General features: G+C 66.7%; 21 protein-coding genes. 8 read left to right on the plus strand and 13 right to left on the minus strand.

All coding sequences use genetic code 11. The features are described from left to right. Positions 1-67: 67 nt before the first annotated feature. From KUV65_RS05355 to KUV65_RS05365, 3 genes are read right to left on the minus strand one after another with little or no spacing between them, the layout of a single operon-like run. Positions 68-322 carry a hypothetical protein gene (locus KUV65_RS05355; RefSeq protein WP_222188255.1) on the minus strand — a complete coding sequence of 85 codons (255 nt, stop codon included), beginning with the start codon at positions 320-322 and terminating at the stop codon, positions 68-70. Beyond that, a complete protein-coding gene (locus tag KUV65_RS05360; RefSeq protein WP_222188257.1) occupies positions 319-1,569 on the minus strand; it encodes a Zn-dependent hydrolase in 1,251 nt (416 codons plus the stop codon). The genes KUV65_RS05355 and KUV65_RS05360 overlap by 4 nt, the downstream gene beginning before the upstream one ends. Before the next feature lie 37 nt (positions 1,570-1,606). Continuing rightward, on the minus strand, positions 1,607-2,938 hold the full coding sequence (locus KUV65_RS05365; protein WP_222188259.1) for an aspartate aminotransferase family protein: 1,332 nt from the start codon (positions 2,936-2,938) through the stop codon (positions 1,607-1,609). Between the two features lie 233 nt (positions 2,939-3,171). Here KUV65_RS05365 and KUV65_RS05370 point away from each other — a divergent pair, with 233 nt between their 5' ends. Beyond that, a complete protein-coding gene (locus KUV65_RS05370; protein WP_222188261.1) occupies positions 3,172-3,783 on the plus strand; it encodes a TetR family transcriptional regulator C-terminal domain-containing protein in 612 nt (203 codons plus the stop codon). Between the two features lie 121 nt (positions 3,784-3,904). On the opposite strand, the gene preA is transcribed toward KUV65_RS05370, so the two are convergent. Beyond that, the gene (gene preA, locus KUV65_RS05375; protein WP_222188263.1) at positions 3,905-5,209 is read right to left on the minus strand and encodes an NAD-dependent dihydropyrimidine dehydrogenase subunit PreA; all 1,305 of its coding nucleotides are present in this window, start codon (positions 5,207-5,209) and stop codon (positions 3,905-3,907) included. Between the two features lie 28 nt (positions 5,210-5,237). Next, entirely contained in the window at positions 5,238-6,581 is a 1,344-nt protein-coding gene (locus tag KUV65_RS05380; protein WP_222188265.1) for an NAD(P)-dependent oxidoreductase, read from the minus strand. A 313-nt stretch (positions 6,582-6,894) separates the two neighbouring features. Here KUV65_RS05380 and accB point away from each other — a divergent pair, with 313 nt between their 5' ends. From accB to aat, 3 genes are all read left to right on the plus strand, one after another. Continuing rightward, positions 6,895-7,392: an acetyl-CoA carboxylase biotin carboxyl carrier protein gene (gene accB, locus KUV65_RS05385; protein ID WP_222188267.1), complete on the plus strand. Its 498-nt coding sequence runs from the start codon at positions 6,895-6,897 to the stop codon at positions 7,390-7,392. A gap of 13 nt (positions 7,393-7,405) precedes the next feature. Beyond that, positions 7,406-8,752 (plus strand): acetyl-CoA carboxylase biotin carboxylase subunit, encoded by a 1,347-nt coding sequence (gene accC, locus KUV65_RS05390; RefSeq protein ID WP_222188269.1) that lies wholly within the window; start codon positions 7,406-7,408, stop codon positions 8,750-8,752. 106 nt (positions 8,753-8,858) lie between these two features. Continuing rightward, positions 8,859-9,512 (plus strand): leucyl/phenylalanyl-tRNA--protein transferase, encoded by a 654-nt coding sequence (gene aat / locus KUV65_RS05395; RefSeq protein ID WP_222188271.1) that lies wholly within the window; start codon positions 8,859-8,861, stop codon positions 9,510-9,512. On the opposite strand, the gene KUV65_RS05400 is transcribed toward aat, so the two are convergent. The 3 genes from KUV65_RS05400 to KUV65_RS05410 form a co-directional block, all read right to left on the minus strand. Then, complete coding sequence (locus KUV65_RS05400) at positions 9,476-10,060, minus strand: DUF2155 domain-containing protein (RefSeq protein ID WP_222188273.1); 585 nt, start codon at positions 10,058-10,060, stop codon at positions 9,476-9,478. The two genes, aat and KUV65_RS05400, sit on opposite strands and share 37 nt — an antisense overlap. Continuing rightward, positions 10,057-10,515 (minus strand): outer membrane lipid asymmetry maintenance protein MlaD, encoded by a 459-nt coding sequence (mlaD, locus tag KUV65_RS05405; RefSeq protein ID WP_222188275.1) that lies wholly within the window; start codon positions 10,513-10,515, stop codon positions 10,057-10,059. Before mlaD ends, KUV65_RS05400 begins: the two co-directional genes overlap by 4 nt. A 65-nt stretch (positions 10,516-10,580) precedes the next feature. Further along, positions 10,581-10,958 (minus strand): NADH:ubiquinone oxidoreductase subunit NDUFA12, encoded by a 378-nt coding sequence (locus KUV65_RS05410; RefSeq protein ID WP_222188277.1) that lies wholly within the window; start codon positions 10,956-10,958, stop codon positions 10,581-10,583. A 261-nt stretch (positions 10,959-11,219) separates the two neighbouring features. Here KUV65_RS05410 and KUV65_RS05415 point away from each other — a divergent pair, with 261 nt between their 5' ends. Both KUV65_RS05415 and KUV65_RS05420 read left to right on the plus strand, forming a co-directional pair. After that, the gene (locus tag KUV65_RS05415) at positions 11,220-12,512 is read left to right on the plus strand and encodes an O-acetylhomoserine aminocarboxypropyltransferase/cysteine synthase family protein (RefSeq protein WP_222188279.1); all 1,293 of its coding nucleotides are present in this window, start codon (positions 11,220-11,222) and stop codon (positions 12,510-12,512) included. A 247-nt stretch (positions 12,513-12,759) separates the two neighbouring features. Beyond that, positions 12,760-16,383 (plus strand): hypothetical protein, encoded by a 3,624-nt coding sequence (locus KUV65_RS05420; RefSeq protein WP_222188281.1) that lies wholly within the window; start codon positions 12,760-12,762, stop codon positions 16,381-16,383. 151 nt (positions 16,384-16,534) lie between these two features. Here the strand turns inward: KUV65_RS05420 and mgtE are convergent, their stop codons facing one another. Beyond that, on the minus strand, positions 16,535-17,947 hold the full coding sequence (gene mgtE / locus KUV65_RS05425) for a magnesium transporter (RefSeq protein WP_222188283.1): 1,413 nt from the start codon (positions 17,945-17,947) through the stop codon (positions 16,535-16,537). Between the two features lie 106 nt (positions 17,948-18,053). Here mgtE and guaD point away from each other — a divergent pair, with 106 nt between their 5' ends. Next, entirely contained in the window at positions 18,054-19,346 is a 1,293-nt protein-coding gene (gene guaD / locus KUV65_RS05430; protein ID WP_222188285.1) for a guanine deaminase, read from the plus strand. A gap of 123 nt (positions 19,347-19,469) precedes the next feature. Here guaD and glmM read toward each other — a convergent pair whose 3' ends face one another. After that, entirely contained in the window at positions 19,470-20,813 is a 1,344-nt protein-coding gene (gene glmM / locus KUV65_RS05435; protein ID WP_222188287.1) for a phosphoglucosamine mutase, read from the minus strand. 40 nt (positions 20,814-20,853) lie between these two features. Continuing rightward, positions 20,854-21,876 carry a dihydropteroate synthase gene (gene folP / locus KUV65_RS05440; RefSeq protein WP_222188289.1) on the minus strand — a complete coding sequence of 341 codons (1,023 nt, stop codon included), beginning with the start codon at positions 21,874-21,876 and terminating at the stop codon, positions 20,854-20,856. A gap of 106 nt (positions 21,877-21,982) precedes the next feature. Here folP and KUV65_RS05445 point away from each other — a divergent pair, with 106 nt between their 5' ends. Continuing rightward, a complete protein-coding gene (locus KUV65_RS05445) occupies positions 21,983-22,465 on the plus strand; it encodes a GNAT family N-acetyltransferase (protein ID WP_222188291.1) in 483 nt (160 codons plus the stop codon). On the opposite strand, the gene KUV65_RS05450 is transcribed toward KUV65_RS05445, so the two are convergent. Both KUV65_RS05450 and KUV65_RS05455 read right to left on the minus strand, forming a co-directional pair. Beyond that, entirely contained in the window at positions 22,416-23,375 is a 960-nt protein-coding gene (locus KUV65_RS05450; protein WP_222188293.1) for a dihydroneopterin aldolase, read from the minus strand. The two genes, KUV65_RS05445 and KUV65_RS05450, sit on opposite strands and share 50 nt — an antisense overlap. A 103-nt stretch (positions 23,376-23,478) precedes the next feature. Further along, positions 23,479-24,159, minus strand: a complete 681-nt coding sequence (locus KUV65_RS05455; RefSeq protein WP_222188295.1) for a cell wall hydrolase — start codon at positions 24,157-24,159, stop codon at positions 23,479-23,481. Positions 24,160-24,215: the final 56 nt, after the last annotated feature.

Genomic DNA, 24,215 nt, shown 5'->3' on the forward strand with positions numbered 1-24,215 from the left:
GCCTTTCCCGGCCCCGGTTTGATGTCATTCCCCTGTTTTCAGGGGCATTTTCAGGTCTGCGCGTGGCTTATTGCGCCACGACACAGATCATGCGGTCATCGCGCGTCATGAGCGGCAGGTAGGTCGTTTCGACCGGCCCCTCGTAACGGTACCAATAGCAGCCGTCGGACTCGAGCCGCACGCTCGTCGTGTCCTGCCCGGGTGCCGCGAGCGCCAGGATCTCTTCGCTCAGGGCCTCGGTTTCCCCCTCGGGCGTCGGCGTCACGCAGCCCGCCAACAGGGCCAGCATGACCGCCGGGGCCACGAACTTCACAAATTTCATTCCACGATCTCCGCAGTTTCCACTACGGCGTGGAATAGCACATTGGCGCCCGCGGTCGCCCATTCAGGTGAAATTTCTTCGGCTTCGTTGTGCGAAAGCCCATCCACGCAGGGGCACATGATCATCGCGGTGGGCGCGACATCGTTGATCCAGCACGCGTCATGGCCTGCGCCCGACACGATATCCATGTGGGAATATCCAAGACGTTCAGCGGCTTGGCGCACGGCGCTCACGCAATTTTCGTCGAAGGCCGGCGGGTCGAACTGCCCCACGATCTCGGCGCTGAACGTGACCCCGATCTCTTCGCAGAGTTTCGGCGCACGCTCCATCAACTCGTCCACCATCGCGTTGAGCTTATCCAGCAGGTGCGTGCGCATGTCGACGGTGAAGACGACCTTGCCGGGAATGATGTTGCGCGAGTTGGGGTAGACGTCGATATGCCCGATCGCGCCAACCGCGTTCGGCTGGTTCTTCATCGCGATCTCGTGCACCAGCTCGGTAATGAGCGCGAGGCCACGGCCCGCGTTCTTGCGCATGTGCATGGGGGTAGAACCGGTGTGGCTCTCCTTGCCGGTCACGGTGCATTCGATCCAGCGCAGCCCCTGCCCATGCGTGACGACACCGATATCCTTGCCCTCGGCTTCGAGGATCGGGCCCTGTTCGATGTGCAACTCGAACATGGCGTGCATCTTGCGATCACCGACCTTTTCCTCGCCCTTCCAGCCGATCCGCTCCAGCTCATCGCCGAACCGCTTGCCCTCGGCATCGACGCGGTCATAGGCCCAGTCGAGCGTGTGGCGCCCGGAAAACACGCCCGAGGCCAGCATCGCGGGCGCGAAGCGCGTGCCCTCTTCGTTCGTCCAGTTGGTCACGACGATCGGATGTTTCGTCTTGATGTTCAGGTCGTTGAGGGTGCGAATCACCTCAAGCCCGCCAAGGACCCCCAGAACGCCATCGTATTTGCCGCCAGTGGGCTGCGTATCGAGGTGGCTGCCGACATAGACAGGCAGGGCGTCGGGGTCGGTGCCTTCACGACGGGCGAACATGTTGCCGATCTCGTCCACGCCCATCGTCATGCCCGCCGCCTCGCACCAGGACTGGAACAGGGCGCGGCCCTCGGCATCCTCGTCGGTGAGCGTCTGGCGGTTGTTGCCGCCCGCCACGCCCGGCCCGATCTTGGCCATTTCCATCAGCGAGTCCCAAAGCCGCTCGCCATTGATCGTCATGTTCTCAGCCGGGGCCGCCATGAATAGTCCTTCCCTGTCAGTTTCGTCCGGGGCCCTGTTAGTCCAGGCCCTTCAGGATGTCGGCCAACTTGCCGAACAGCGTGTCGATATGGTGCTTCTCGATGATCAGCGGGGGGCTGAGCGCGATGATGTCGCCCGTGGTGCGGATCAGGACGTCGTTCTCGTAGGCCTGCAGGAAGGCCGAGAACGCCCGCTTCGTCGGCGCGCCCGCGATCGGGTCCAACTCGATCCCCGCGATCAGGCCCATGTTGCGGATGTCGATCACATGCGGACAGTCGCGCAAGCTGTGCACGGCGTCTTCCCAATAGGGCGCCAACTCGGCCGCGCGCTCGAACAGCCCCTCTTCCTTGTAGGTCTCCAGCGTCGCCAGGCCGGCGGCCGAGGCGATCGGGTTGCCCGAGTAGGTGTAGCCGTGGAACAGCTCGATCGCCTCTTCCGGCCCATGCATGAACGCGTCGTGGATCTCCTTGGTGGCCAGCACCGCGCCCATCGGGATCACGCCATTGGTCAGGCCCTTGGCGCAGGTGATCATGTCGGGCATCACGTCGAAATGATCCGCCGCGAAGGACGACCCGAGCCGCCCGAACCCGGTGATCACCTCGTCGAAGATCAGCAGGATGCCATGCTTGCGCGTGATCTCGCGCAGGCGTTGCAGGTATCCCTTGGGCGGCATCAGCACCCCGGTCGAGCCCGCCATCGGCTCGACGATCACGGCGGCCACGGTCTCGGGGCCATGCAGGGCGACGATGCGCTCCAACTCGTCGGCGAGTTCGGCACCATGCTCGGGCTGACCGCGGCTGAAGGCGTTCTTGGCAGGCAGATGCGTATGCGGCAAGTGGTCGACCCCGGTCAGGAGCGAGCCGAAGAACTTGCGGTTGTTGACGATCCCGCCCACCGAGATGCCGCCGAAATTCACCCCGTGATAGCCGCGCTCGCGCCCGATCAGGCGGGTGCGTGTGCCCTGCCCGATGGCGCGCTGGTAGGCGATGGCGATCTTCAGCGCGGTCTCAACCGACTCGGAGCCCGAGTTGGTGAAGAACACATGCTCCATCGGCTCGGGCGCCATGTCGCGCAGGCGTGTCGCCAGTTCGAAGGCTTTGGGGTGGCCCATCTGAAAGGCGGGGGCATAGTCCAACTCGCCGGCCTGTTGGCGGATCGCCTCGACGATCTTGGGGCGGTTGTGGCCCGCGTTGCAGCACCACAGACCCGCCGTGCCGTCCAGCACGTCGCGCCCGTCGGATGTCTTGTAGTACATCCCGTCCGCCGACACGAACATCCGCGGCGTCTTCTTGAACTGCCGGTTGGCCGTGAACGGCATCCAGAAAGCGGAAAGGTCGTTCGGCACCGGGTTGGAACGGTCGAGGGCCATCGTGGTCATTCCCTGTCTACTGCCCCGGTCGCGCGCCGCCGGGGCTTCGATTGTTTTTGACCAAACGGTCAAGATCACGCTAGCAGAGGCGCTGTGCCAGTCAATGAATTGAACGCCCTCGCCTGCCCAATCGCAAGGCAAATGATGCCTGAAAAGGCAAACATGCCCAGCAATCGGGCATGGTGGAAAGGCCTGCCTTGCCTCCACGCCAGCCGACCGCCACTCTGGACCCCATGAACGCCAATCCACCCCGCACCCGCATCCAGAAAAAGAACCGGTCCACGATTCTCGACGCTGCGCTCGAAGTCTTCTCGCGGCACGGGTTTCGGGGCGCCACCCTCGACCAGATCGCCGGAGAGGCGGGGCTGTCGAAACCCAACCTGCTTTACTATTTCCCGTCGAAAGAGGCGATTTTCATCACGCTTCTCAGCGGCTTGATGGAAACCTGGCTGGACCCGCTGCGCGAGTTGGACCCAAGCGGTGAGCCGATCGAGGAACTGCTCGCCTATGTCCGGCGCAAGCTGCAACTCAGCCGCGATTTCCCGCGCGAATCGCGCCTCTTCGCCAACGAGATCGTCCAGGGCGCGCCGCGCATGGAACACCTGCTGGCCACCGACCTGAAATCGCTTGTGGATGAAAAGGCCGGCGTCATTCGCGGCTGGATCGCGGAAGGCCAGATCGCCGACGTGGATCCGCATCACCTGATCTTCTCGGTCTGGGCGCTGACCCAGCATTACGCCGATTTCGACGTACAGGTCCGCGCCGTGCTCGGCCCCGGCCATGACCCGCTGGCCGAGGCCGAGACATTTCTCGACACGCTGTTCCGGCGCCTGCTCGCTCCCTGACGCAACGCGAAAAGGCCGCCCTGGCGCGGGCGGCCCTTCCTTCATCTTGGCAAGAAAACTCTGGGGGGTGCGGGGGGCAAAGCCCCCCCCGGGTCGCCGCGCGCAGGCGCGGCGAAACCCTTCATTCAGCGGCGCAACTGCCGGGGTTGTTCGGATGCGTCGTCCAGTTCGCATACTCTTCCTCGACGACCTTGCCGGTGCGCGGATCGGTGGTGCCGGGCTCCATCCGCTCCATGGTGATGCAGCCCTCGACCGGGCAGACATTCACGCACAGGTTGCAGGCCACGCATTCGGCATCGATCACCTCGAAGGTGCGATCCTCGGACATGGAAATCGCCTGATGGCTGGTATCCTCGCAGGCGGCATAGCAACGCCCGCACTTGATGCAGGCCTCCTGGTCGATCCGCGCCTTGGTGACGTAGTTCAGGTTCAGGTGCTGCCAGTCGCTGAGGTTCGGCACCGCGCGGCCGACCAACTCATCGACCGAGCTCATGCCTTTTTCATCGAGGTATTGCGACAGGCCCGAGATCATCTCCTGGACGATCTTGAAGCCATAGGTCATGGCCGCCGTGCAGACCTGCACGTTGCCCGCGCCAAGCGCGATAAACTCGGCCGCGTCCTTCCACGTGGTCACCCCCCCGATGCCGGAGACCGGCAAACCCGCCAGCGACGGCGTGCGCGTGATCTCGGCCACCATGTTGAGCGCGATGGGTTTGACCGCCGGGCCGCAATAGCCGCCATGCGCGCCCTTGCCGTCGATGGTGGGTTCCGGCGCGAACAGGTCGAGGTCGACCGAGGTTATCGAGTTGATCGTGTTGATCAGGCTGACCGCATCTGCGCCGCCATCCTTGGCCGCCTGCGCGGGCTTGCGGATATCGGTGATGTTGGGCGTCAGCTTCACGATCACGGGCAGGTCCGAATGTTTCTTGCACCATTCGGTGACCTGCTGGACGTATTCGGGCACCTGCCCCACCGCCGATCCCATGCCGCGCTCGCTCATGCCGTGGGGGCAGCCGAAGTTCAGCTCCACCCCGTCGCAGCCCGTTTCGATCACCCGGTCGAGGATCGCTTTCCAGCTGTCCTCGTTCACCGGCACCATGAGCGAGGCGATCAGCGCGCGGTCTGGGTAGTCCTTTTTCACCCGCGTCATCTCTTCGAGGTTCACCTCGAGCGGGCGGTCGGTGATCAACTCGATGTTGTTCAGGCCCAGCAGGCGCCGGTCCGCGCCCCAGATCGCGCCGTAGCGCGGGCCGTTCACGTTGACGACGGGCGGCCCCGCTTCGCCGAGGGTCTTCCAGACGACACCGCCCCAGCCGGCCTCGAAGGCGCGGCGGACGTTGTATTCCTTGTCGGTCGGCGGCGCCGAGGCCAGCCAGAACGGGTTGGGCGAGGTGATGCCGCAGAAGGTCGTGGTCAGGTCTGCCATGTGTCTTACTCCTTCGGTTGCGCGGCGCTCAGCCGGCTGCCTCGGTCAGCATTGCGTGGATGTCTTCGGCGGCATCGCGGCCCTCGGCCACGGCTGTCACGGTCAGGTCTTCGCCCCCCGCGGCGCAGTCGCCGCCAGCCCAGACCTTGGCGAGGTTGGTGCGCCCCGCCCCGGTCACGGCGATCTTGCCGCCGGCCAGGTCCAGCCCCTCCGGCATCTCGCCAAGGGTCTGGCCGATGGCCTTGAGAACCTGGTCGGCGGGGATGTCGAAGGTTTCGCCGGTGCCCACGAGGGATTTGCCCTCGGATCGCGTGTATTCGCAGCGCAGCGCCGTCACCGACCCGTTGCCGACCACCTCGATCGGCATGACGTTGAAGATGAAGCGCACGCCTTTCGACGCCGCGAGATCCTGTTCGAACCGGCTGGCCGGCATCGCCTCGCGCCCGCGGCGGTAGACCAGCGTCACGGTCTCGGAGCCCAGCAGTTTCGACTGCACGGCAGCGTCGATGGCGGTCATGCCGCCCCCGATCACCACGACGTTGCGGCCCACCGGCAGCGTCGCCAGATCCTCGGCCTGCCGCAGGTCGGCAATAAAGCCCACCGCGTCGGCCACGCCGTCCTTGGCCTCGCCATTCGCGCGCAGGGCGTTCACCCCCGCCAGACCCATTCCGAGGAAGACCGCGTCGAAGTCGTTTTCCAACTCGCCAAGGGTCAGGTCGCGCCCAAGCGCCTTGCCGTTCTCGACGGTGATGCCGCCGATCTTCAGCAGCCAATCGACCTCGGCCTCGGCGAAGCCGCCCACGGATTTGTAATAGGCGATGCCGTATTCGTTGAGGCCACCGGGCTTGGGCTTGGCCTCGAAGATGGTGACGTCATGGCCCTTCATCGCCAACCGATGCGCACAGGAAAGGCCCGCCGGCCCGGCGCCCACGACGGCGATCTTGCGCCCCGTCGGCGCGGCCCGCTCGAACGGGTGCACGCCCTGCTCCATCAACGTGTCGGTCGCATAGCGCTGCAAGCGCCCGATCTCGACGGGTTTGCCCTCGGCCACCTCGCGCACGCAGACCTCTTCGCAGAGCGTCTCGGTCGGGCAAACGCGGGCGCACATGCCGCCAAGGATGTTCTGCTGGAAGATCGTCTTCGCCGCTGCCTCGGGCGTGCCGGTGGCAATCTGGCGAATGAACAGCGGAATATCGATATCGGTCGGACAGGCCGTCATGCAGGGCGCGTCATGGCAGAAATAGCAGCGGTCGGCGGCCACGAGCGCTTCGTGGTCGTCCAGCCTTGGGTGCAGATCGGAGAAATTCTCCTCCAGCGTCGCGGGCGCAAGACGCGCAGGCGCGATGCCGGGGGTGAAGGGGGTGTTGCTCATGTGTGGCTCTCCCGGTCGGATGGATGGCTCGGGCCTTTCACGGCCTCTTTCGTCGCAATCACGCTGGCACGGGTCCGATTTTTTATCAAATGGTAAATTATTGGATCGCGCCGCAACGGGTGCAGTTTGCCGTCCAAACCGGCGCGTTTGCCTGAAATTCGGGCAGCACGGGGTTCCAATACGCCCGCGCCTCCCCAAATCCCTAGGTGATTGCGCGGCTTTTCCCCCGGGTCATGCTGCGTTATAGGGCGTCGATACCGTGGTGATGCAGCCCCGGCGCGACGCCGCCCAGGGATGAGCTCAGAGGATATACATGACCAACAAGACGCATGAGCAGGACGTGGAGTTCATCCGCGCATTGGCAGAGCTTCTGAACGAGAACGATCTGACCGAATTGCAGGTCAAGCGCGACTACGGGGAAGACGACAGCCTGAATGTCCGCGTCTCGCGCCAGCAACCGGCCCCCGCCCCGGTCCAGTACGCCGCACCAGCCGCGTCGGCCATGATGCCCGCCCCCGGCCCCATCGCAGAGACCGCCGCACCGGCACCGGCCACCGCCGAGGACCCGGCCCAGAACCCCAACGCAGTCACCTCGCCCATGGTCGGCACCGTGTACCTGCAGCCCGAACCGGGCGCGCCGTCCTTCGTGTCGGTTGGCGACAAGGTGGCCGAGGGCCAGACCCTGCTGATCGTCGAGGCGATGAAGACCATGAACCAGATCCCCAGCCCGCGCGCCGGGACGGTCAAGCGCATCCTCGTCGAGGACAAGGCGCCCGTGGAATTCGGCGCTCCGCTGATGATCATCGAGTAAGCGGGGCCGCGCCATGTTTTCCAAGATCCTCATCGCCAACCGCGGCGAGATCGCGCTTCGCGTGATCCGTGCCGCGCGCGAGATGGGCGTGGGCACCGTCGCCGTCCATTCCACCGCCGATGCCGACGCGATGCATGTCCGCATGGCCGACGAATCGGTCTGCATCGGCCCCGCGCCGTCGAATGAAAGCTATCTCAGCATGGCCGGTGTCCTGACCGCCTGCGAGATCACCGGCGCCGAGGCGATCCACCCCGGCTATGGGTTCCTGTCGGAGAACGCGAATTTCGTTCAGGCGGTCGAGGATCACGGCCTGAAATTCATCGGCCCCTCGGCCGAGCATATCCGCATGATGGGCGACAAGATCACCGCCAAGGACACGATGAAGGCGCTTGGCGTGCCTTGCGTGCCCGGCTCGGATGGCGGCGTCCATCATTTCGAAACGGCAGAGGCCGTGGCCAAGTCCATCGGCTACCCCGTGATTGTCAAGGCGACCGCTGGCGGCGGCGGGCGCGGCATGAAGCTCGCCCGGACCGAGGCCGACCTCGAAACCGCCTTCCGCACCGCCCGCGCCGAGGCCAAGGCCGCCTTCGGCAATGACGAGGTGTATATCGAGAAATACCTCGGCAAGCCGCGCCATATCGAGGTGCAGGTTTTCGGCGACGGGCGCGGCACGGCCGTGCATCTGGGCGAGCGCGACTGCTCGCTCCAGCGCCGCCACCAGAAGGTGCTGGAAGAGGCGCCCGGCCCCGCCATCGACGCGGCGACGCGCGCCCGCATCGGCGAGACCTGCGCCAAGGCCGTGGCCGACCTCGGCTATGAAGGCGCGGGCACGATCGAGTTCCTCTACGAGGATGGCGAGTTCTACTTCATCGAGATGAACACCCGCCTGCAGGTGGAACACCCGGTGACCGAGGCGATCTTCGGCGTCGACCTCGTGCGCGAGCAGATCCGCGTTGCCGCCGGCGAGCCGATGTCCTTCACCCAGGACGACCTGGAGTTGCGCGGCCACGCCATCGAGGTGCGCATCAACGCCGAGCGTCTGCCGAATTTCGCCCCCTGCCCCGGCAAGATCACCCAGTATCACGCGCCGGGCGGCCTGGGCGTCCGGATGGATTCCGCACTCTATGACGGCTACAAGATCCCGCCCTATTACGACAGCCTGATCGCCAAGCTGATCGTGCATGGCCGCGACCGGCCCGAGGCACTGGCGCGTCTGAACCGCGCGCTTGGCGAGTTGATCGTCGATGGCGTCGACACGACCGTGCCGCTGTTCCATGCGCTTTTGCAGGAACCTGACATCCAGTCGGGCGACTACACGATCCACTGGCTGGAACGCTGGCTGGAAGAGAACATGGACTGAGCCGGGCCGCAGAATTTTTCCGGAAAATTCTGCCCGGTCGGGTCAAACGCGTTTTTCAATGGGAAATCGCCGCGCATGCGCCTACCTCTAGGGTATGGCGCATGACATGTATCCCCGCACCCGGCCCCCGCTCAGCCCCGAGCTGATGCTGCGCGCCTATGCGGCGGGAATTTTCCCCATGTCCGAAGGGGCCGATGACGACGACCTGTTCTGGGTCGACCCGCAGCGGCGCGGTGTCTTTCCGCTCGACGGCTTCCACATCTCACGCAGCTTGCGGCGCCGTATCCGCAGGGGTGGGTTCGAGGTTCGCGTCAACAGCTCTTTCGCCGAGGTCGTCCATGGCTGTGCCGACCGCGAGCCGACCTGGATCAACGCGGAACTCTTCGGCGTCTACCTCGCCCTGCATCAGGCCGGCTTTGCCCATTCCGTCGAGCTCTGGGAGGACGGAGACCTGACCGGCGGCGTTTTCGGCATCACGCTTGGGGCGGCCTATTTCGGCGAGTCGATGTTCTCACGCCGCCCGGACGCCTCGAAACTGGCCCTTGCGTGGCTGGTGGCGCGGCTGAACTATGGCGGTTTTCGCCTCTTCGACACGCAATTCGTCACCGAGCATCTGATCAGCCTCGGGGCGGTCGAAGTCCCGCGTGCCGATTATCGCGAAAGCTTGGCGCAGGCCTTGACCGAGACTGCCGATTTCCACGCCATGCCAAGCGACCTGCCCGTTCAGGACGTGCTGCAGTTGAGCACCCAGACGTCGTAGCGCGCATGCTCCAGCGCGTTCAGCGCGGGCGACGAGGCGATCATCCATCCATCGAACAATTCGCTGCCCGCCGAGTCGACGACCTGCACATAGGCGAATGCGTCCGAGCTTGGGTTATCCACCGGGTAGCGGCAGTCGAGCACGCGAATGGCGATCCGCCCGAAGAGAACAGTTTCCCCCATCGCGAGGTCGAGATCGGTCGGCGACCCGCGCATGCGATCGAGGGCGCGCAAGGTCACGCGAGAGGCGCTCTCGGTTTCAGGCTGGCTGACCGAGGTGACCGGCCCGGTCACGCCCGGAAAGGTCTGGAGCACCGCGCCCCCCTCGATCCCGTCTTCGAGCATGACACCTTTCTCGCCGAGCGGCTGGATTATGATCTCGCCGGTCTGGTTGTCCTCCTCGCCGAGCCCTTCGATCACCAGGCCATCGGGATTGGGCAATTGAAACCCTTCGAACGGATCGTCACCGAAATTGTCGAATTGCTGCGCCCCGAGCGGTGCGGCGATCGCGATGCACAGGCCAAGCGCGGCAGCGGCGCGGCGCATCATTCGCCCCCCTCCCCGCTGACGAAGCGCATCAGCAGCGTCAGCAGGCTGACCGAGCTTTGCGTATCAAGGATCGCGTCGCCCGGTTCGAGGTTGAAGGGCGACCCGCCCGGAATCACCTCGACGAAATTTCCGCCCAAAAGACCCTCGGACGCGATCGCGATGGCGCTGTCATCGGGCAGGATGACGTCGTCGGATACGATGAAGGTCGTGTCCGCGAGGAAGGTCTCGGGGTTCAATTCCATCGCCGTGACGGTACCGATTCGCACCCCGGCCAGTCGCACCTCGGTTCCGACGCCGATCCCTTCGGCCGACCGGAAGGACGCCTCGAGCCGGTACCCGCCGGGCGTGCCGAGCCCCCCCGCGCTGGTCGCCGCGTAGAAAAAGAACCCGGCGGCGGCGGCAAGCACGAGGCCGCCGACAAGGATCTCGGTCAGGGTGTCGTCACGCTCAGCCATGGAGCATGTCGCCTCCTTGCGCCCGATGTGGGGACCGGTGGTTCAAGGCCGGACGCGTCAAACGCTTACTCCGGGGTCCACGCCTCGTAATCCTGCCGCTCGACCGGCTCAATCCGGCGGATGGAGCCCGCCGGCGCATAGGCTGCCGGTGTGCCCGTCAGGTTCGGCAGGTGTGGTTTTTCCCACGCCTTGTGGGCGACGGGCTTCTCGGTCGGCGGCTCGTCCCATGTGTGATGCAGCCAGCCATGCCAGTCGGGGCTGACGCGGCTGGCCTCGGACAGGCCATTATAGATGACCCAGCGGCGTTTGTCGTCGCGCGAGCGGTAGTAGATGTTGCCCTGATCGTCCTCGCCGACCTTCACACCCTTGCGGGCGGTGAAAATCTGCGTGCCAAGGGTCTGGCCGTTCCACCAGGTAACAAGGCGTTTGATGAAATCCAGCATGACAGGGCGTCTCCGCTCGGGGTCGGTCGTTTGCAGAGGGTAATGCCCGATCGCCGCGCGGGCGTCCAGTGGCAAGGGGCCGATCCGATGGTCGCGCGCGGCGTTGGTCCGAACGTTCGAAAGCGGCAATACTCGACGAACAGGCATCTCCAATCGCATCTTGTCGCATGACACGCGTTCCTATCCACGCCTGGGCCGTTGTGACGTTTCGACAACTCGCCTACTCCTGTCGCGATGCAGTTCGGGAGGAAGGATGACCCCATGAGTGACGCACCCAGCTACGGCTTCGACACGCTTCAGATCCACGCGGGCGCCCGCCCCGACCCGGCCACGGGCGCGCGGCAGACGCCGATCTACCAGACCACGGCCTATGTCTTCCGGGACGCGGAACATGCCGCGGCGCTCTTCAACCTTCAGGAAGTGGGCTACATCTATTCGCGGCTGACCAACCCCACCGTCGCCGTCCTTCAGGAACGGATCGCGACGCTGGAGGGCGGTGTCGGCGCGGTCTGCTGCTCGTCGGGGCATGCGGCGCAGATCATGGCGCTGTTCCCGCTGATGGGGCCGGGCAAGAACGTGGTCGCCTCGACGCGGCTTTACGGCGGCACGGTCACGCAGTTCAGTCAGACGATCAAACGCTTCGGCTGGTCGGCCAAGTTCGTCGATTTCGACGACCTCGATGCCGTGCGCGACGCCATCGACGACGACACACGCGCGGTCTTCGGCGAGGCGATCGCCAACCCCGGCGGCTACATCACCGATGTGCGCGCCATTGCCGATATCGCCGATGCGGCGGGCGTGCCGCTGATCATCGACAACACCTCGGCCACGCCCTACCTGTGCCGCCCGATCGAGCACGGCGCCACGCTGGTCGTGCATTCGACCACGAAATACCTGACCGGCAACGGCACGGTCACCGGCGGCTGCATCGTCGATTCGGGCAAGTTCGACTGGTCGGCCAGCAACAAGTTCCCCAGCCTCTCCCAGCCCGAACCCGCCTATCACGGCTTGAAGTTCCACGAGACCTTCGGACCGCTCGCCTTCACCTTCCACGGCATCGCGGTGGGCTTGCGCGACCTGGGCATGACCATGAACCCGCAAGCCGCGCATTACACGCTGATGGGGATCGAAACCCTGTCGCTGCGGATGGAGCGCCATGTCGAGAACGCGGTGACGGTCGCCAAGTGGCTGGAGGCCGACCCCCGCGTCGATTACGTGACCTATGCCGGCCTTGAAAGCAGCCCCTACCACCACCGCGTGGCCGAGGTCTGCCCCAAGGGTGCAGGGGCCTTGTTCACCTTTGCCGTGAAGGGCGGCTACGACGCCTGCGTCAAGCTGGTCGATGCCCTCGAGATCTTCAGCCATGTCGCCAACCTGGGCGATACGCGGTCGCTGATCATCCATTCGGCCTCGACCACGCACCGGCAGTTAACGCCGGAACAGCAAGAGGCCGCCGGCGCCGCGCCCAACGTGGTGCGCGTGTCGATCGGCATCGAGAATGCAGAGGACCTGATCGCCGATCTGGACCAGGCTTTGGCCAAGGCGACCGCCTGAGTCGCCGTCAACCCGGGCCGCAGAACACGGCCCGGGTTATCCACAGAATCCGGACTTATCCACAGGCTGTGCAGGGCCAGACAACGGGCTGGCAACAAACCCTTTTTTCAAAAGGGGAATCCCGGTAGTCTAAATTCCGCTTATAGCGACCCCTCGGGCCGCGCCCTGTTTCCCCAAGGGCGCGATACCTATATGAGGGGGCGATTGTGCGGGTATCTGCGCCCGCTGCTGCCGACAGAGGTCTGTCTTGACGGTTCATTTCGCGCTCTTTCTGTCGCCCGATGGCATCGCGCTTGCGCATCGCCAGGGGGCTGGCCATTGGGCTTTTCTGGGCGATGTCAGTTTCGACGCGCCCAATCTCGACGACGCCATGGCCAAGCTGCGGGCCAAGGGCGAGGAACGCGAGGGCAAGGGGTTCGCCACGCTTCTGGTACTGCCGGACGACCAGATCCTCTATACCTCGCTGACCGCGCCCACGGGCGATGACGAATTGACGACCTTCCGGATCGAGGAAGGACTGGAAGGGCTGACGCCCTATGCCGTGACCGAACTGGTCTATGACTGGCGCACCATCGAAGAGGATCGCGTCAAGCTGGCCGTGGTTGCCCAGGAAACGCTGGACGAGGCGCGCGCCTTTGCCGAGGGACACGGGTTCAACGGGGTTGGCTTTGCGGCCATGCCACCGCTTGAGAAATTCCCCGGCGTGCCGCTCTTCGACCTGTCCGGCCCCGCGCACGGGCTGAGCTTTCCCGACGAAGGGCTCGCCTTTGGTGCAGACGCCTGGGACGAGACGACCGGGGCCGCGCCAGACGCGCCCCAGACGCCGGACGACACCGCCGAGGCCACGGATGTACCGGAGCCTGACGCGGACGCGGCCGACGCGGCCGACCTGCCTGCCGAGACCGCCCCCGCAGAAGCAGAGGTGATCGAACCGGCAGAGGACGAGGACAAAGCCCCGGCGCCGGACGAGGCATCGCCCGAGGAGACACCCGGCGAGCCTGCCGAAGCGATTGTCACAGCCGACGGCACCTCGGAGGCCGAGACGGTCAGCCCCGGAGAGGAGCCTGAAGCCGCGCCTGAGAAGGCAGAGGCTGAAACCGTTGCCGCCGAGCGCGATGCGCCCACCAAGGACGCACCCTCCGAAGAAAGCACGCCCGAGGACGAGCCCCCGCCGAACCCGATCACCGATCCGATGCTCGATGGGCCGGTCGCCCCCCTGCCGCCAGAGGACGAAGCCGAGTCAGCGGCAGAAGATGCGAAAAGCGCCCCCGATGCGCCGCGGCCCTCAGCGCCCGCTGCGGCAGCGCCTTCCTCTCCCGTGCCGTTTCTCGATGACATGGGCGAAGAAGGGGACGACGACCTGCCGCCCCTTCCGGCGACGGCTGTCCTCGCGGCACGTCAACGCGCCCGAGACGAAAAGGACGCCGGAAAAACGCCGACCGGCAAAGATAAAAAACCGTCCGTGGCAGCGCCTACGCCGGGCTCTCCCGATGCAGCTGTGCCCACCTTCTCGGCTCGTCGGGCGAAGGACGCCCCGCCCGCCGATACGCCGACCGCAGCAGCCAGTGTCGCGCAACGCAAGCCGCGGATCGGCTTTGCCGCGACGCGCCCCCAACCTGCGACGGGCATGGCCCCGACGGCACCTGCAAGCGATGCACCGACCCAAGCCCCGGCAGACGCGGCCAAGTCCAGCCCGCTGACGAGCCGATTGACGCGCCTGCGCGACATCAGCCGCGCCAAGCCCCGGGACGACGCGGCGACGCCGCCGCAAACCAAGGGTCGCAAGGGGGGGACACCGCCCGCTCCCGCCGCGGCCAAGCCGTCCACCCCCGATCCCTTGGCCAAGACGGCTGCGAAAGCGGCTGGCGGCAGCGCCAAGGTCCGTCGCCCCAAGGGCGGAGAGAAAGTTTCTGGCGGCACACCGACAAGCGGGGCGTCCGGTCGCGGGCGGCTGACCGGCCTTCTGGGCTCGGCCAAGGCCGGCGCGGCAGGCCAACCAGCCCCGGGCGCGACGAAACCGACCGAGGCGACGCGGCCCGGGCGCTTGTCCGGCCTGCTAGACGCGGCGCGGCAAGGCGCAAAGGGGCTAAGTGGCCAAGACAAGGGCGATACGGGCGCAGATCGTGGTCAGGGGCGGCAGGCGAAGCTGTCAGCACGGCTGGGAACGCGTACACCGACGCCCCCCACCCCCACCGATGCGGCACCGGAAAGCCGTCTCTCGGCGCTTGGCGCGGCGCTGCGCAGCAGCGACACCGAGGAGAGCCGGGCACAGCCCACCCCTGCGGGCAAGACGGCCCCGGCAGCCGATGGCGCGACCACCGCCGACGGGGCCTTCTCCAGCGGGCTTCTGGCACGCAAGAGCGATACGACCGCGGGTTCAGGACCGTCGCTTCGCACGGGGTTGATCTTGACCGTGGTGCTTCTGGTGCTGTTGGCGCTGATCGCCATCTGGTCGGTCCTGTTCCTGCCGGACAGCCCGATGGCGCGATGGGTCTCGGGCTCCGACACGATCGACGTCGCCGCCGAAGACCCGCTGACCGCACCGGCCCCACCCGCCGCGATCACGGCACCGCCCGCAATCGGCCAATTGGGCGAAGCGCCCAACCCGGCGGCGGCCTCGGCCACCGCCCCGGTGCAACGCCCCGAGATCGCCGCGGCAGCCCCCCCCGAAGCGCAACCCGATGCGGAGGACGAGGCCGCCGCGGATGGCGTGGACCTTGCGGCATTGGAGGCCGCCGACCCGGCAGAGCCGGTCGCGGTGCCCGAAGCCGCCCCCGCCCCGGCGCAGGACTTACCGGATATCGACGCCGAGTTGGACCTGCCGCCACTGCCGCCGACACCGGAAGACCTGCTGCCCTCGCTGGAGGAAACCCAGCAGATCTACGCCGAGGATGGGATCTGGCCCCGCACGCCCGAACGCCCCGACCCGGGCACGATCACCGGGTTGAACGACCTCTACGTGGCCTCGATCGACCCGACGCTCAGCACGTTTGATGCCCTGGCCCTGCCGGCCGCCGGTGTGAACCCCTCCGAGATGCTGCGCCGAATGCCGCCCCCGCCGCCCTTCGGCACCGAGATCGACACGGACGCGCGCGGACTTGTCGTGCCCACGCCTGAGGGCGTCGTGACCCCGGACGGGGCTTTGGTCATTCAGGGCCGCCCCGACATCGTCGCCGTGCCGCGCCCGCGCGAGATCGCCCCCGAGCCCACCGCCGACGCGCCGGTGGTGAACGGGGTCGAGGGCGCGATCCTCGCCACGTTCCAGCCGACGCCCCGGCCGACCGATCTGGACGAAACCCGCGAGCGCCAGGTGCTGGGTGGCCTGACCTTGGGCGAGCTGAACGAGCTGCGGCCCGATGCCCGCCCGCTGTCGGCACAGGAAGCCGCAGCGCAGGCCTCGCTCTTCCCCGGCGACGACGCAGATGCGGATGCCGAGGCGGATGCGGCCGCCCCGGCCGATGGCGAAGAGCCCGAAATCCAGGGCACCGCGCTGGCCGTAGCTCAGTCGCTGGTGCCGCCGACCCGTCCCGCGAATATCGACGAACTGGTCGCCAGCGCAGAGCGGGCCCCTGAACCCACAGCGCCTGCCGTGGCGCCCAGCCAGATCGCGCCGCAGCCGCAGATCCCCTCGAACGCCGACGTGGCGCGCGCTGCCACGGAACGCAATGCGCTTCGCCTGCGGGACCTCAACCTGATCGGTGTGACAGGCACGAACTCCAGCCGTCGCGCCCTTGTCCGCCTGCCCTCGGGCCGGTTCGTGCGGGTGGCCGTCGGCGACAGCCTGAACGGCGGCACGGTGGCCGCAATCGGCGAAAGCACCCTGCAATACGTGCGCAACGGCCGCACCATCACGCTGGAAGTGCCGGGCTGAGCGCACGCCTCCAAAGACGGTCGCCTGTCTTTCTCCAGACCGCCGCTGGTGCTTTCGGGTCGCACGCAACCGGCGCAGGCGGCCATGCCAGTGCCCCGGAAAATCTCCGATTTTTTGCCCCCGGCGACGCGCGACCGCGCGGCGCAACCCCTTACAACAGCAGCAGGACGGCCAGCCCGAGGAAGGCGAAGAAGCCGACCACATCGGTCACCGTTGTCACGAACGCCCCCGAGGCCAGCGCCGGATCGACCTTCAACCGATCCAGCACGACCGGCACGAGGATCCCGGCCAATCCCGCCACCAGCAGGTTGATCACCATCGCGACGGCAATCACCACGCCCAGCATCGCGCTGCCGAACCAGGCCAGCCCGATCACCCCCATCACGACGGCGAAAACCGCCCCGTTGATCAATCCCACCCCGGCTTCGCGCATCACGACCCGCATCAGGTTCGAGCGCGTCAGGTCCTTCGTGGCCAGTGCGCGCACCGCAACCGTCAGGCTTTGCGTGCCCGCATTGCCCCCCATCGAGGCGACGATCGGCATCAGCACGGCCAAGGCCACGATCTGCGCGATGGCCTCCTCGAATTGCGAGATCACCAGCGAGGCGAGGATCGCGGTGATGAGATTGACGAACAGCCATGGAAAGCGCCGCTTGGTCGTGTCGATCACCCGGTCGTTGAGTGAGCTTTCTCCATCCACACCGGCAAGGCGCAGGATGTCTTCCTCGTTCGCCTCGTCCAGCACGATCATGGCATCGTCGATGGTGATGATCCCCACAAGCCGCCCGTCATCATCGACCACCGGGGCCGAGATCAGGTGATACTGGTTGAAGGCATAGGCCACCTCGTCCTCGTGCTGGGTCGCGGGGATGGCGCGAAAACTGTCCTCGACCAGATCGGTCAGGGGCGTCTTGCGCGCCGAGGACATGATCCGCCCCAGCGTGACGTAGCCGGTGGGCTTCATCCGCGGATCGGTCAGGATCAGGTGGTAGAACTGCTCGGGCAATTCACGCTTGTGGGCGCGCATGTAGTCGATGGCTTCGCCCACGGTCCAATGCTCGGGCGCGGCCACGACCTCGCGCTGCATCAGTCGCCCGGCGGAGTCCTCTGGGTAACTCAGCGCCTGTTCGACGGCGGCTCGTTCTGTAGGGTGCAGGAAATCGAGGATCGCCACCTGCTGGTCATCCTCGAGATCCTCGACAAGGTCGACCACGTCGTCGGAATCGAGGTCGCGCACGGCGTCCGTCAGAACGGTGTCGGGAAGAAGCCCGATCACCTCCTCGCGCAGATCGCCATAGAGTTCCGACAGGACCGCACCGTCGATGTTCGACGGCCACAGCTTCAGCCAAGCCTCACGCACCGGGGCCGACACCTGTTCCAGGAGGTCGGCGATGTCGGCCGGGTGCAACGGGGTGATCAACGCGTCGATGGCCGCCGGGTCGCCGATATCCACGGCGGCGCGCAGCTTGCCCAGCAGCGTGTCGTCAAGCGCATAGCTGTCGCGGGCCTCGCCGGATTGCCCCCCGGCAGACTCGTCCAGCACGTCATCCTCGATGTCGCTCATGCCTGCCTCCCGGGGTCTGTTGCGCGTGACCTGTTGCGATTGGGCCTAACATAGGGCGCATCGGATCGCTATGCAGGGTTAGGATGGAACAAGGCGGGATAGACGCATGACCGGCAAGCGCCTGATCCTTGGGCAGGTTCTGGAATTTTCCGGCGATCCCGTGCGCGAGGGGCCCGGTGCAGCGCGCCACAGACGGCGGGGTGCGGTGCTGGTGGCGGACGGGCACATCGGGGCGGTCGACGAGGCCGACACCCTGCGCGCGGCCCACCCCGAGGCCGCCGTCACCGACCACGGCGATCACCTGATCCTGCCCGGCTTCATCGACGCCCATGCGCACTACCCCCAGACCGCGATCATCGCCTCCTGGGGCAAGCGGCTGATCGACTGGCTGAACAGCTACACCTTCCCCGAGGAGATGCGCTTCGGCGATCCCGACTATGCCGCCAGGGTTGCGGCGCGGTATTTCGACCTCGTGCTGTCGCACGGCACCACCACCGTCGCCAGCTACTGCACGATCCACCCCGAAAGCGTCGAGGCGTTCTTTGTCGAGGCGCAGGCGCGCGGCCTCAGGATGCTGGCCGGCAAGACCTGCATGGACCGCGACACGGCGCCCGAGGGCCTGCGCGACACGGCGCAATCGGCCTATGACGACAGCAAGGCGCTGCTCGACCGCTGGCATGGGGTCGACCGCCTGTCCTACATCGTCACGCCGCGCTTCTCGCCCACCTCGACACGCGGGCAACTCGATGCGCTCGGCGCCCTCTGGGCCGAGCATCCCGACTGTCTGATGCAGACCCATCTCAGCGAGCAGACCGACGAGATCGCCTGGATGCACAGCCTCTATCCCGAGGCGCGCGATTACCTCGACACCTACGAGGCACATGGCCTCTTGGGCGAAAACGGCCTCTATGGCCATGCCATCCACCTTACCCCTAGCGAGATCGACCGGTTGGCCGAGGTCGGCGCGGCGCTGGTCCACTGCCCGACGTCAAACACCTTCATCGGGTCGGGCCTGTTTGACATGAGCCTGCGCGCCCGGATTCGCGTGGGGCTGGCCACCGACACGGGCGGCGGGTCCAGCTTCTCCATGCTGCGCACCATGGCCGCCGCCTACGAGATCGCACAGCTTCGCGGCACGGCGCTGCATCCGTCAGAACTGATCTGGCTCGCCACGGGCGCCTCGGCCGAGGCGTTGAAGCTCGGTGACCGGATCGGGCGGCTGGCCCGCGGGTACGAGGCCGACATGATCGTGCTCGACCTCGGATCGACCCCCGCCATCGCACAGGCCGCCGCACGCGCCGAGGATATCTGGCAGGCCATCTTCCCAACGATCATGATGGGCGACGACCGCGCCATCACCCAGACCTATATCGCCGGCCAGCCTGTGAAACCGCACTGACCCTGCCCTTCATCTTGGCTGAAAAACTCCGGGGGACCGGCCGAAGGCCGTGTGGGGGCAGCGCCCCCGACGGGCAAGGGAGCGGCCCCCGGACACCGGGGGCCCGAGCGCGCCCGTTCCCCCTCAGACGGCGGCTTCGACCGCGCCGACGATCTCGTCGACGACGGCCATCATCAACGCCTCGTCCTCGGCCTCGGCCATGACACGGATCAACGGCTCGGTGCCCGATTTGCGGATCAGCAAACGCCCCTGCTCACCAAGCCGCGCCTCGCCCTCGGCGATGGCCTCCTGCACCTGCGGCAACTCCAACGGCGTCTGGCCCACGCCGTAGCGCACGTTCTTCAGAAGCTGCGGCACCGGGTCGAAGCTGCGGGCCAGGGCACTGGCGGGTTGGCCCGTCCGCACCATCTCGGCCAGGAATTGCAGGCCCGCCATGAGCCCGTCCCCGGTGGTGGCATAATCGGTCATCACGATATGGCCCGACTGCTCCCCGCCCAGGTTCAGGCCGTGCGCGCGCATCGCCTCGACCACGTAGCGGTCGCCGACGGCGGTGCGGTACAGCCCGATCCCCTTGCCAGCCAGGAACCGCTCAAGCCCGAGGTTGGACATCACGGTCGCGGCCAGCTTGCCGCCGGTCAGTCGGCCTTCCTCGGCCCAACGCGCGGCCAGAAGCGCCATGACCTGGTCGCCATCGGCCACGGCGCCCGTCTCGTCGATCAGGATCACCCGGTCCGCGTCGCCATCGAGGCAGATGCCCACATCCGCGCCGGTTTCCCGGATCTTCTCGGCGGCGGCCTGCGGCTTCGTCGATCCCACGCCGTCATTGATGTTCATCCCGTTGGGCGAGACGCCCACGGCAATCACCTCGGCCCCCAGTTCCCAAAGAACCTCGGGCGCGGCGCGGTAGGCCGCGCCGTTGGCGCAGTCGATCACGACCTTCAGCCCCTCAAGCGTCAGACCCGCCGGAAACGTGCCCTTGACCCGTTCGACATAGCGGAAACGGCCATCGTCGATGCGCTTGGCACGCCCGATATTCTCGGCCTGGGCGGGTTCGACCGCGCCCGAGACGAGGTCCTCGATCTCGGCCTCGGCCGCGTCCGACAGCTTGAAGCCATCCGGTCCGAAGAACTTGATCCCGTTATCCTCGGCCGGGTTGTGGCTGGCCGAGATCATCACGCCCACATCGGCGCGCATCGACGGCGTCAGCAGCCCCACCGCTGGCGTCGGGACAGGCCCCAGCAGGAACACGTTCATGCCGGTCGAGGTGAACCCCGCCGTCAGCGCGTTTTCCAGCATATAGCCCGACAGCCGCGTATCCTTGCCGATCACCACGCGATGCTCGCGGCTGGTGTCGCGCCGGAAAAAGCGGCCCGCCGCCGCGCCCAGGCGCAGCGCCATGTCTGCCGTCATCGGATAGGTGTTCGCACGGCCCCGCACCCCGTCGGTGCCAAACAGCTTGCGTGTCATCGTTCTCTGCCCCCCGCCCGGGTTGGCCCCGGACCTTCGCTTAGCCTCTCGTCGCGCCGGAGACGGCGCGCCACAGGCGGATCGCCTGCGCATGCATCTCCATATCATGAACGCGCAGCATCTGTATGCCCTGCGATATGGCCCATAGGCCAACACCCGCCGATCCGGGGCCGCGCGCCTCGGGGTCGGTCGCCCCGCCGATGCGCCCGATCAACCCCTTACGCGACACCCCCAGCAGGATGGCACATCCAAGCCCATGGAACAGGCTGATCCGGTTCAGCACCGCAAGGTTCTGCGCTTGCGTCTTGCCAAAGCCGATGCCGGGATCGACCGTGATCCGCTCGCGCGGCACGCCCGCGGCTTCGGCCTGCGCGACAGACGCCGACAGCGCATCATAAATGTCGAGCAGAACGTCTGTATAGGCCCCTTCGGCGAGGGATTGCATCGTTTCGGGCGTGCCGATGGAATGCATCAGGATCAGCGGCGCGCCGGTTTCGGCCGCGACATTGGCCAACGCCGGGTCGAACCGCAGGCCTGAAACATCGTTCAGGATCGCCGCCCCGGCGGCCATGCCGGCCTGCGCCACGCCCGATTTCCGCGTATCGAGGCTGATCGGAGCGGACACCCCCTGCGCCCTGAGCGCTGAGATGACTGGCGCGATGCGGCCGATCTCCTCCGTCTCGGGCGTCTCGGGCGCGCCCGGTCGGGTGCTTTCACCGCCGATATCGATCAGGTCGGCACCTTCCTCAAGCAACCGCGCGGCATGCGCGCAGGCATCTTCGACACCGGTATGCTTGCCGCCATCGGAAAAGCTGTCGGGGGTGACGTTGAGGATGCCCATGAGCCGCGGCACGTCCATGCTCAGCCCGGCAATGGGTACACGCGGCGCGATCAGCGGCGCGCGGTCCTCTTCGGGCAGATCGGCCGCGGCGATGATCTCGGGCGCAGCCCCGCGTGACAGGCACTCGACCTGGCTGAACCGCGCCCAGCCCCCCGCCAAGACGAAGCTGCCCGGTATATCTGCGGGATCGAGGCTCGGGATCGGTCGAAAATAGCGGCTCATGACGCGCCGAGTAGCGTCTGGGGCCTTGCACCGCAAGGTGCTGTCGATGGTATATGAGCCTGTCCCACGTTATTGAGTGACGCTAAGTAATCTAGTGCTGGGCCCCATGTCTGCTCCTGTCCCGTTTCAAACGCCACGTTTGTCCTGCCGCCCGCCCGAGGCCAACTCGGCCCCGACCTACCGAGCGCTCTTCAACGAGAAGGGTCCGGCGCGTCTGGCCCTTGACCGCGCCGAATGGGAACGGCGCGGCGTGGCCCCCTGGACGTTGTCGCATGCGGGCCATGACCTGGGCGTCGGCGGGTTCAATATCGGGTTCGGGCGCAAGGGCCTGCAACTAAGCTGCTACCTGCTGCCCGAGCAATGGGGCAACGGGCTGGCCAGCGAATTCGTCGCCCACGCGCTGGATTACGCTGTGCGGGTGTTCCGGGAAACGGATGTGTACGCCATCATCGGCCCCGAGCATCGCGCGGCCTTGAAGGTCCTGGAAAAGTCAGGCTTTCGGCCTGACCTGACCTCTCCGTATAAACCCGGCACGCAAGTCATGTGTTGGTCGGCAGGCCCGGCACGCCCGGCAAATCGTCGGCGCTAAGCAGGCGCAGCGGGCAATGCGGATCGGGCGCGCCCTCCGGCGGGGTCGCACCAAGGGACAGGACCTCGCGCGCGTGGAACGCGGCGGCCAGCCAAAGCGCCAGCGACAAAGGGTGCGTGACGTCGGGCGCAGGCCCCTCGACCGCGTCGAGCACCAGTTTCGAGGGCGCCCAGACACTGATCTGCCCCTGCCGCATGGCCCAATCCAGCTCGGTTCGGCTGTCGACCACCACGCAACGCCGATCGCGCGCCGCCAGCACCCAAGCGCCCTGCTCGATCGCCAGCAAGTCGATACGACGCTGCGGCATCGGATGGGCGGCATGGGGCACCGGCAGGTCGGGTCGGTCGACGCAGAGGATCACCGGCGCACCGGCGGCCTCGAACCGGTCGAGCAGTTCCGAAAGATCCGGTCGCGCGACCGCTTCGTTCGACAAGTACACGACCAGCGGTTGCGGCGCCGTCTCGGCCAGAAGGCGCAAGGGGCGGCGCCCCTCGGGTGCCTCACGCACGATCTCGACGCCAAGCGTGTAGGGGCCACGATCCAGCTTGCCGATGCGCACGAAGACGCGCGCGGCGAGCGGGTGGGCGAGGATGCCGTCGGCGATACGCGCGGCCAGCGTCTCCAGGAGGTTGACCCGCTCGGCTGCCAGTGCCGCGTCGATCGCCTCGACAATGGTGTCATAGCTCAGGATCCGGTCCACGTCGTCGGCAGCGCTCTCGGCGCGGCTGCTGACTTCGACCACCACGTCAAAGCGGATGGTCTGGGTTACGCCCCGCTCGGCCTGGAAGGCGCCGATCTCGACCTCGCGCAGATGCTCGGTCATCGAGATCCGGTCGCATGGCGCGTCGCCCGCCGTCGCCTTGGCGCGCTCCGAAGGATGGCGGAAGGCCAGGGAAATCTCGTCACTCATGGTTGGAACCCACCCGCTGTCGTCCTGCGCGGGTGGCCTAACATGCGAAACCGCCACGCGCCATGACAGGCCGCGGCGGTTCGGGCGCGAAAGACGACGCCGCTTAGTATTGCTGACGATAGAACAGGTGGATGCCGTATTCGGCGGTGCGCGGATACACGCGCGCCCAGTTCGGGCTGACCCAATCGGCGTGGTAATGGGTGGCCCCGCCCGTCAGGTCCCGCGGCGCGCCGTCCATCATGATGCGCGCGATATGCCCTGCCCGGTGCCACGCGGCGCGGTCGGTCATGTCTTCGGGCTGGCCGTCGCAGGTATAGGTGAACTGGCAGGCGAACCGGCGTCCGGTGCCCTGGTGCACCACATCGCAGATCGTGTTGGGATAGTTCGGGCTGTCCACGCGGTTCAGGATTACCTCGGCAACGGCATACTGGCCGACGATGGGTTCACCGCGCGCCTCGAAATACAGCGCTTCGGTCAGGCACTGCCACTGCCGGTTGCCGCGCGGGCGGCGCAAGTCATCGAGCTCCGCGGCGTCCATGATGCGCACGTCATCGCCCGCTCCACCGGTGTAAGGGGCACCCAAGCGGCGCAGGCGCGTTTCGGAGAGCGTGGCGAGCGAGGCCTGCTCGATCCCCATCAAAGCGCCCAGTCGGCCTGAAATTCCGCCACCCGGGGTCCTCGATGTCGACATCGTCACCTCGGGATTAAGTGTATCGGCGGCGGCGGGCACCGCAAAGCTCATAAGGCCGGCCACAAGGGCGGCCAGCTGCATCTTTCTCGACATCTTACCCCTTTCCACGGACGGCATGGCCCGTGCGCAGCCGTTGATTCGACCGTCGA

This window comes from Maritalea mobilis, from assembly GCF_019800885.1.
GTDB lineage: Bacteria > Pseudomonadota > Alphaproteobacteria > Rhodobacterales > Rhodobacteraceae > Roseibacterium > Roseibacterium beibuensis.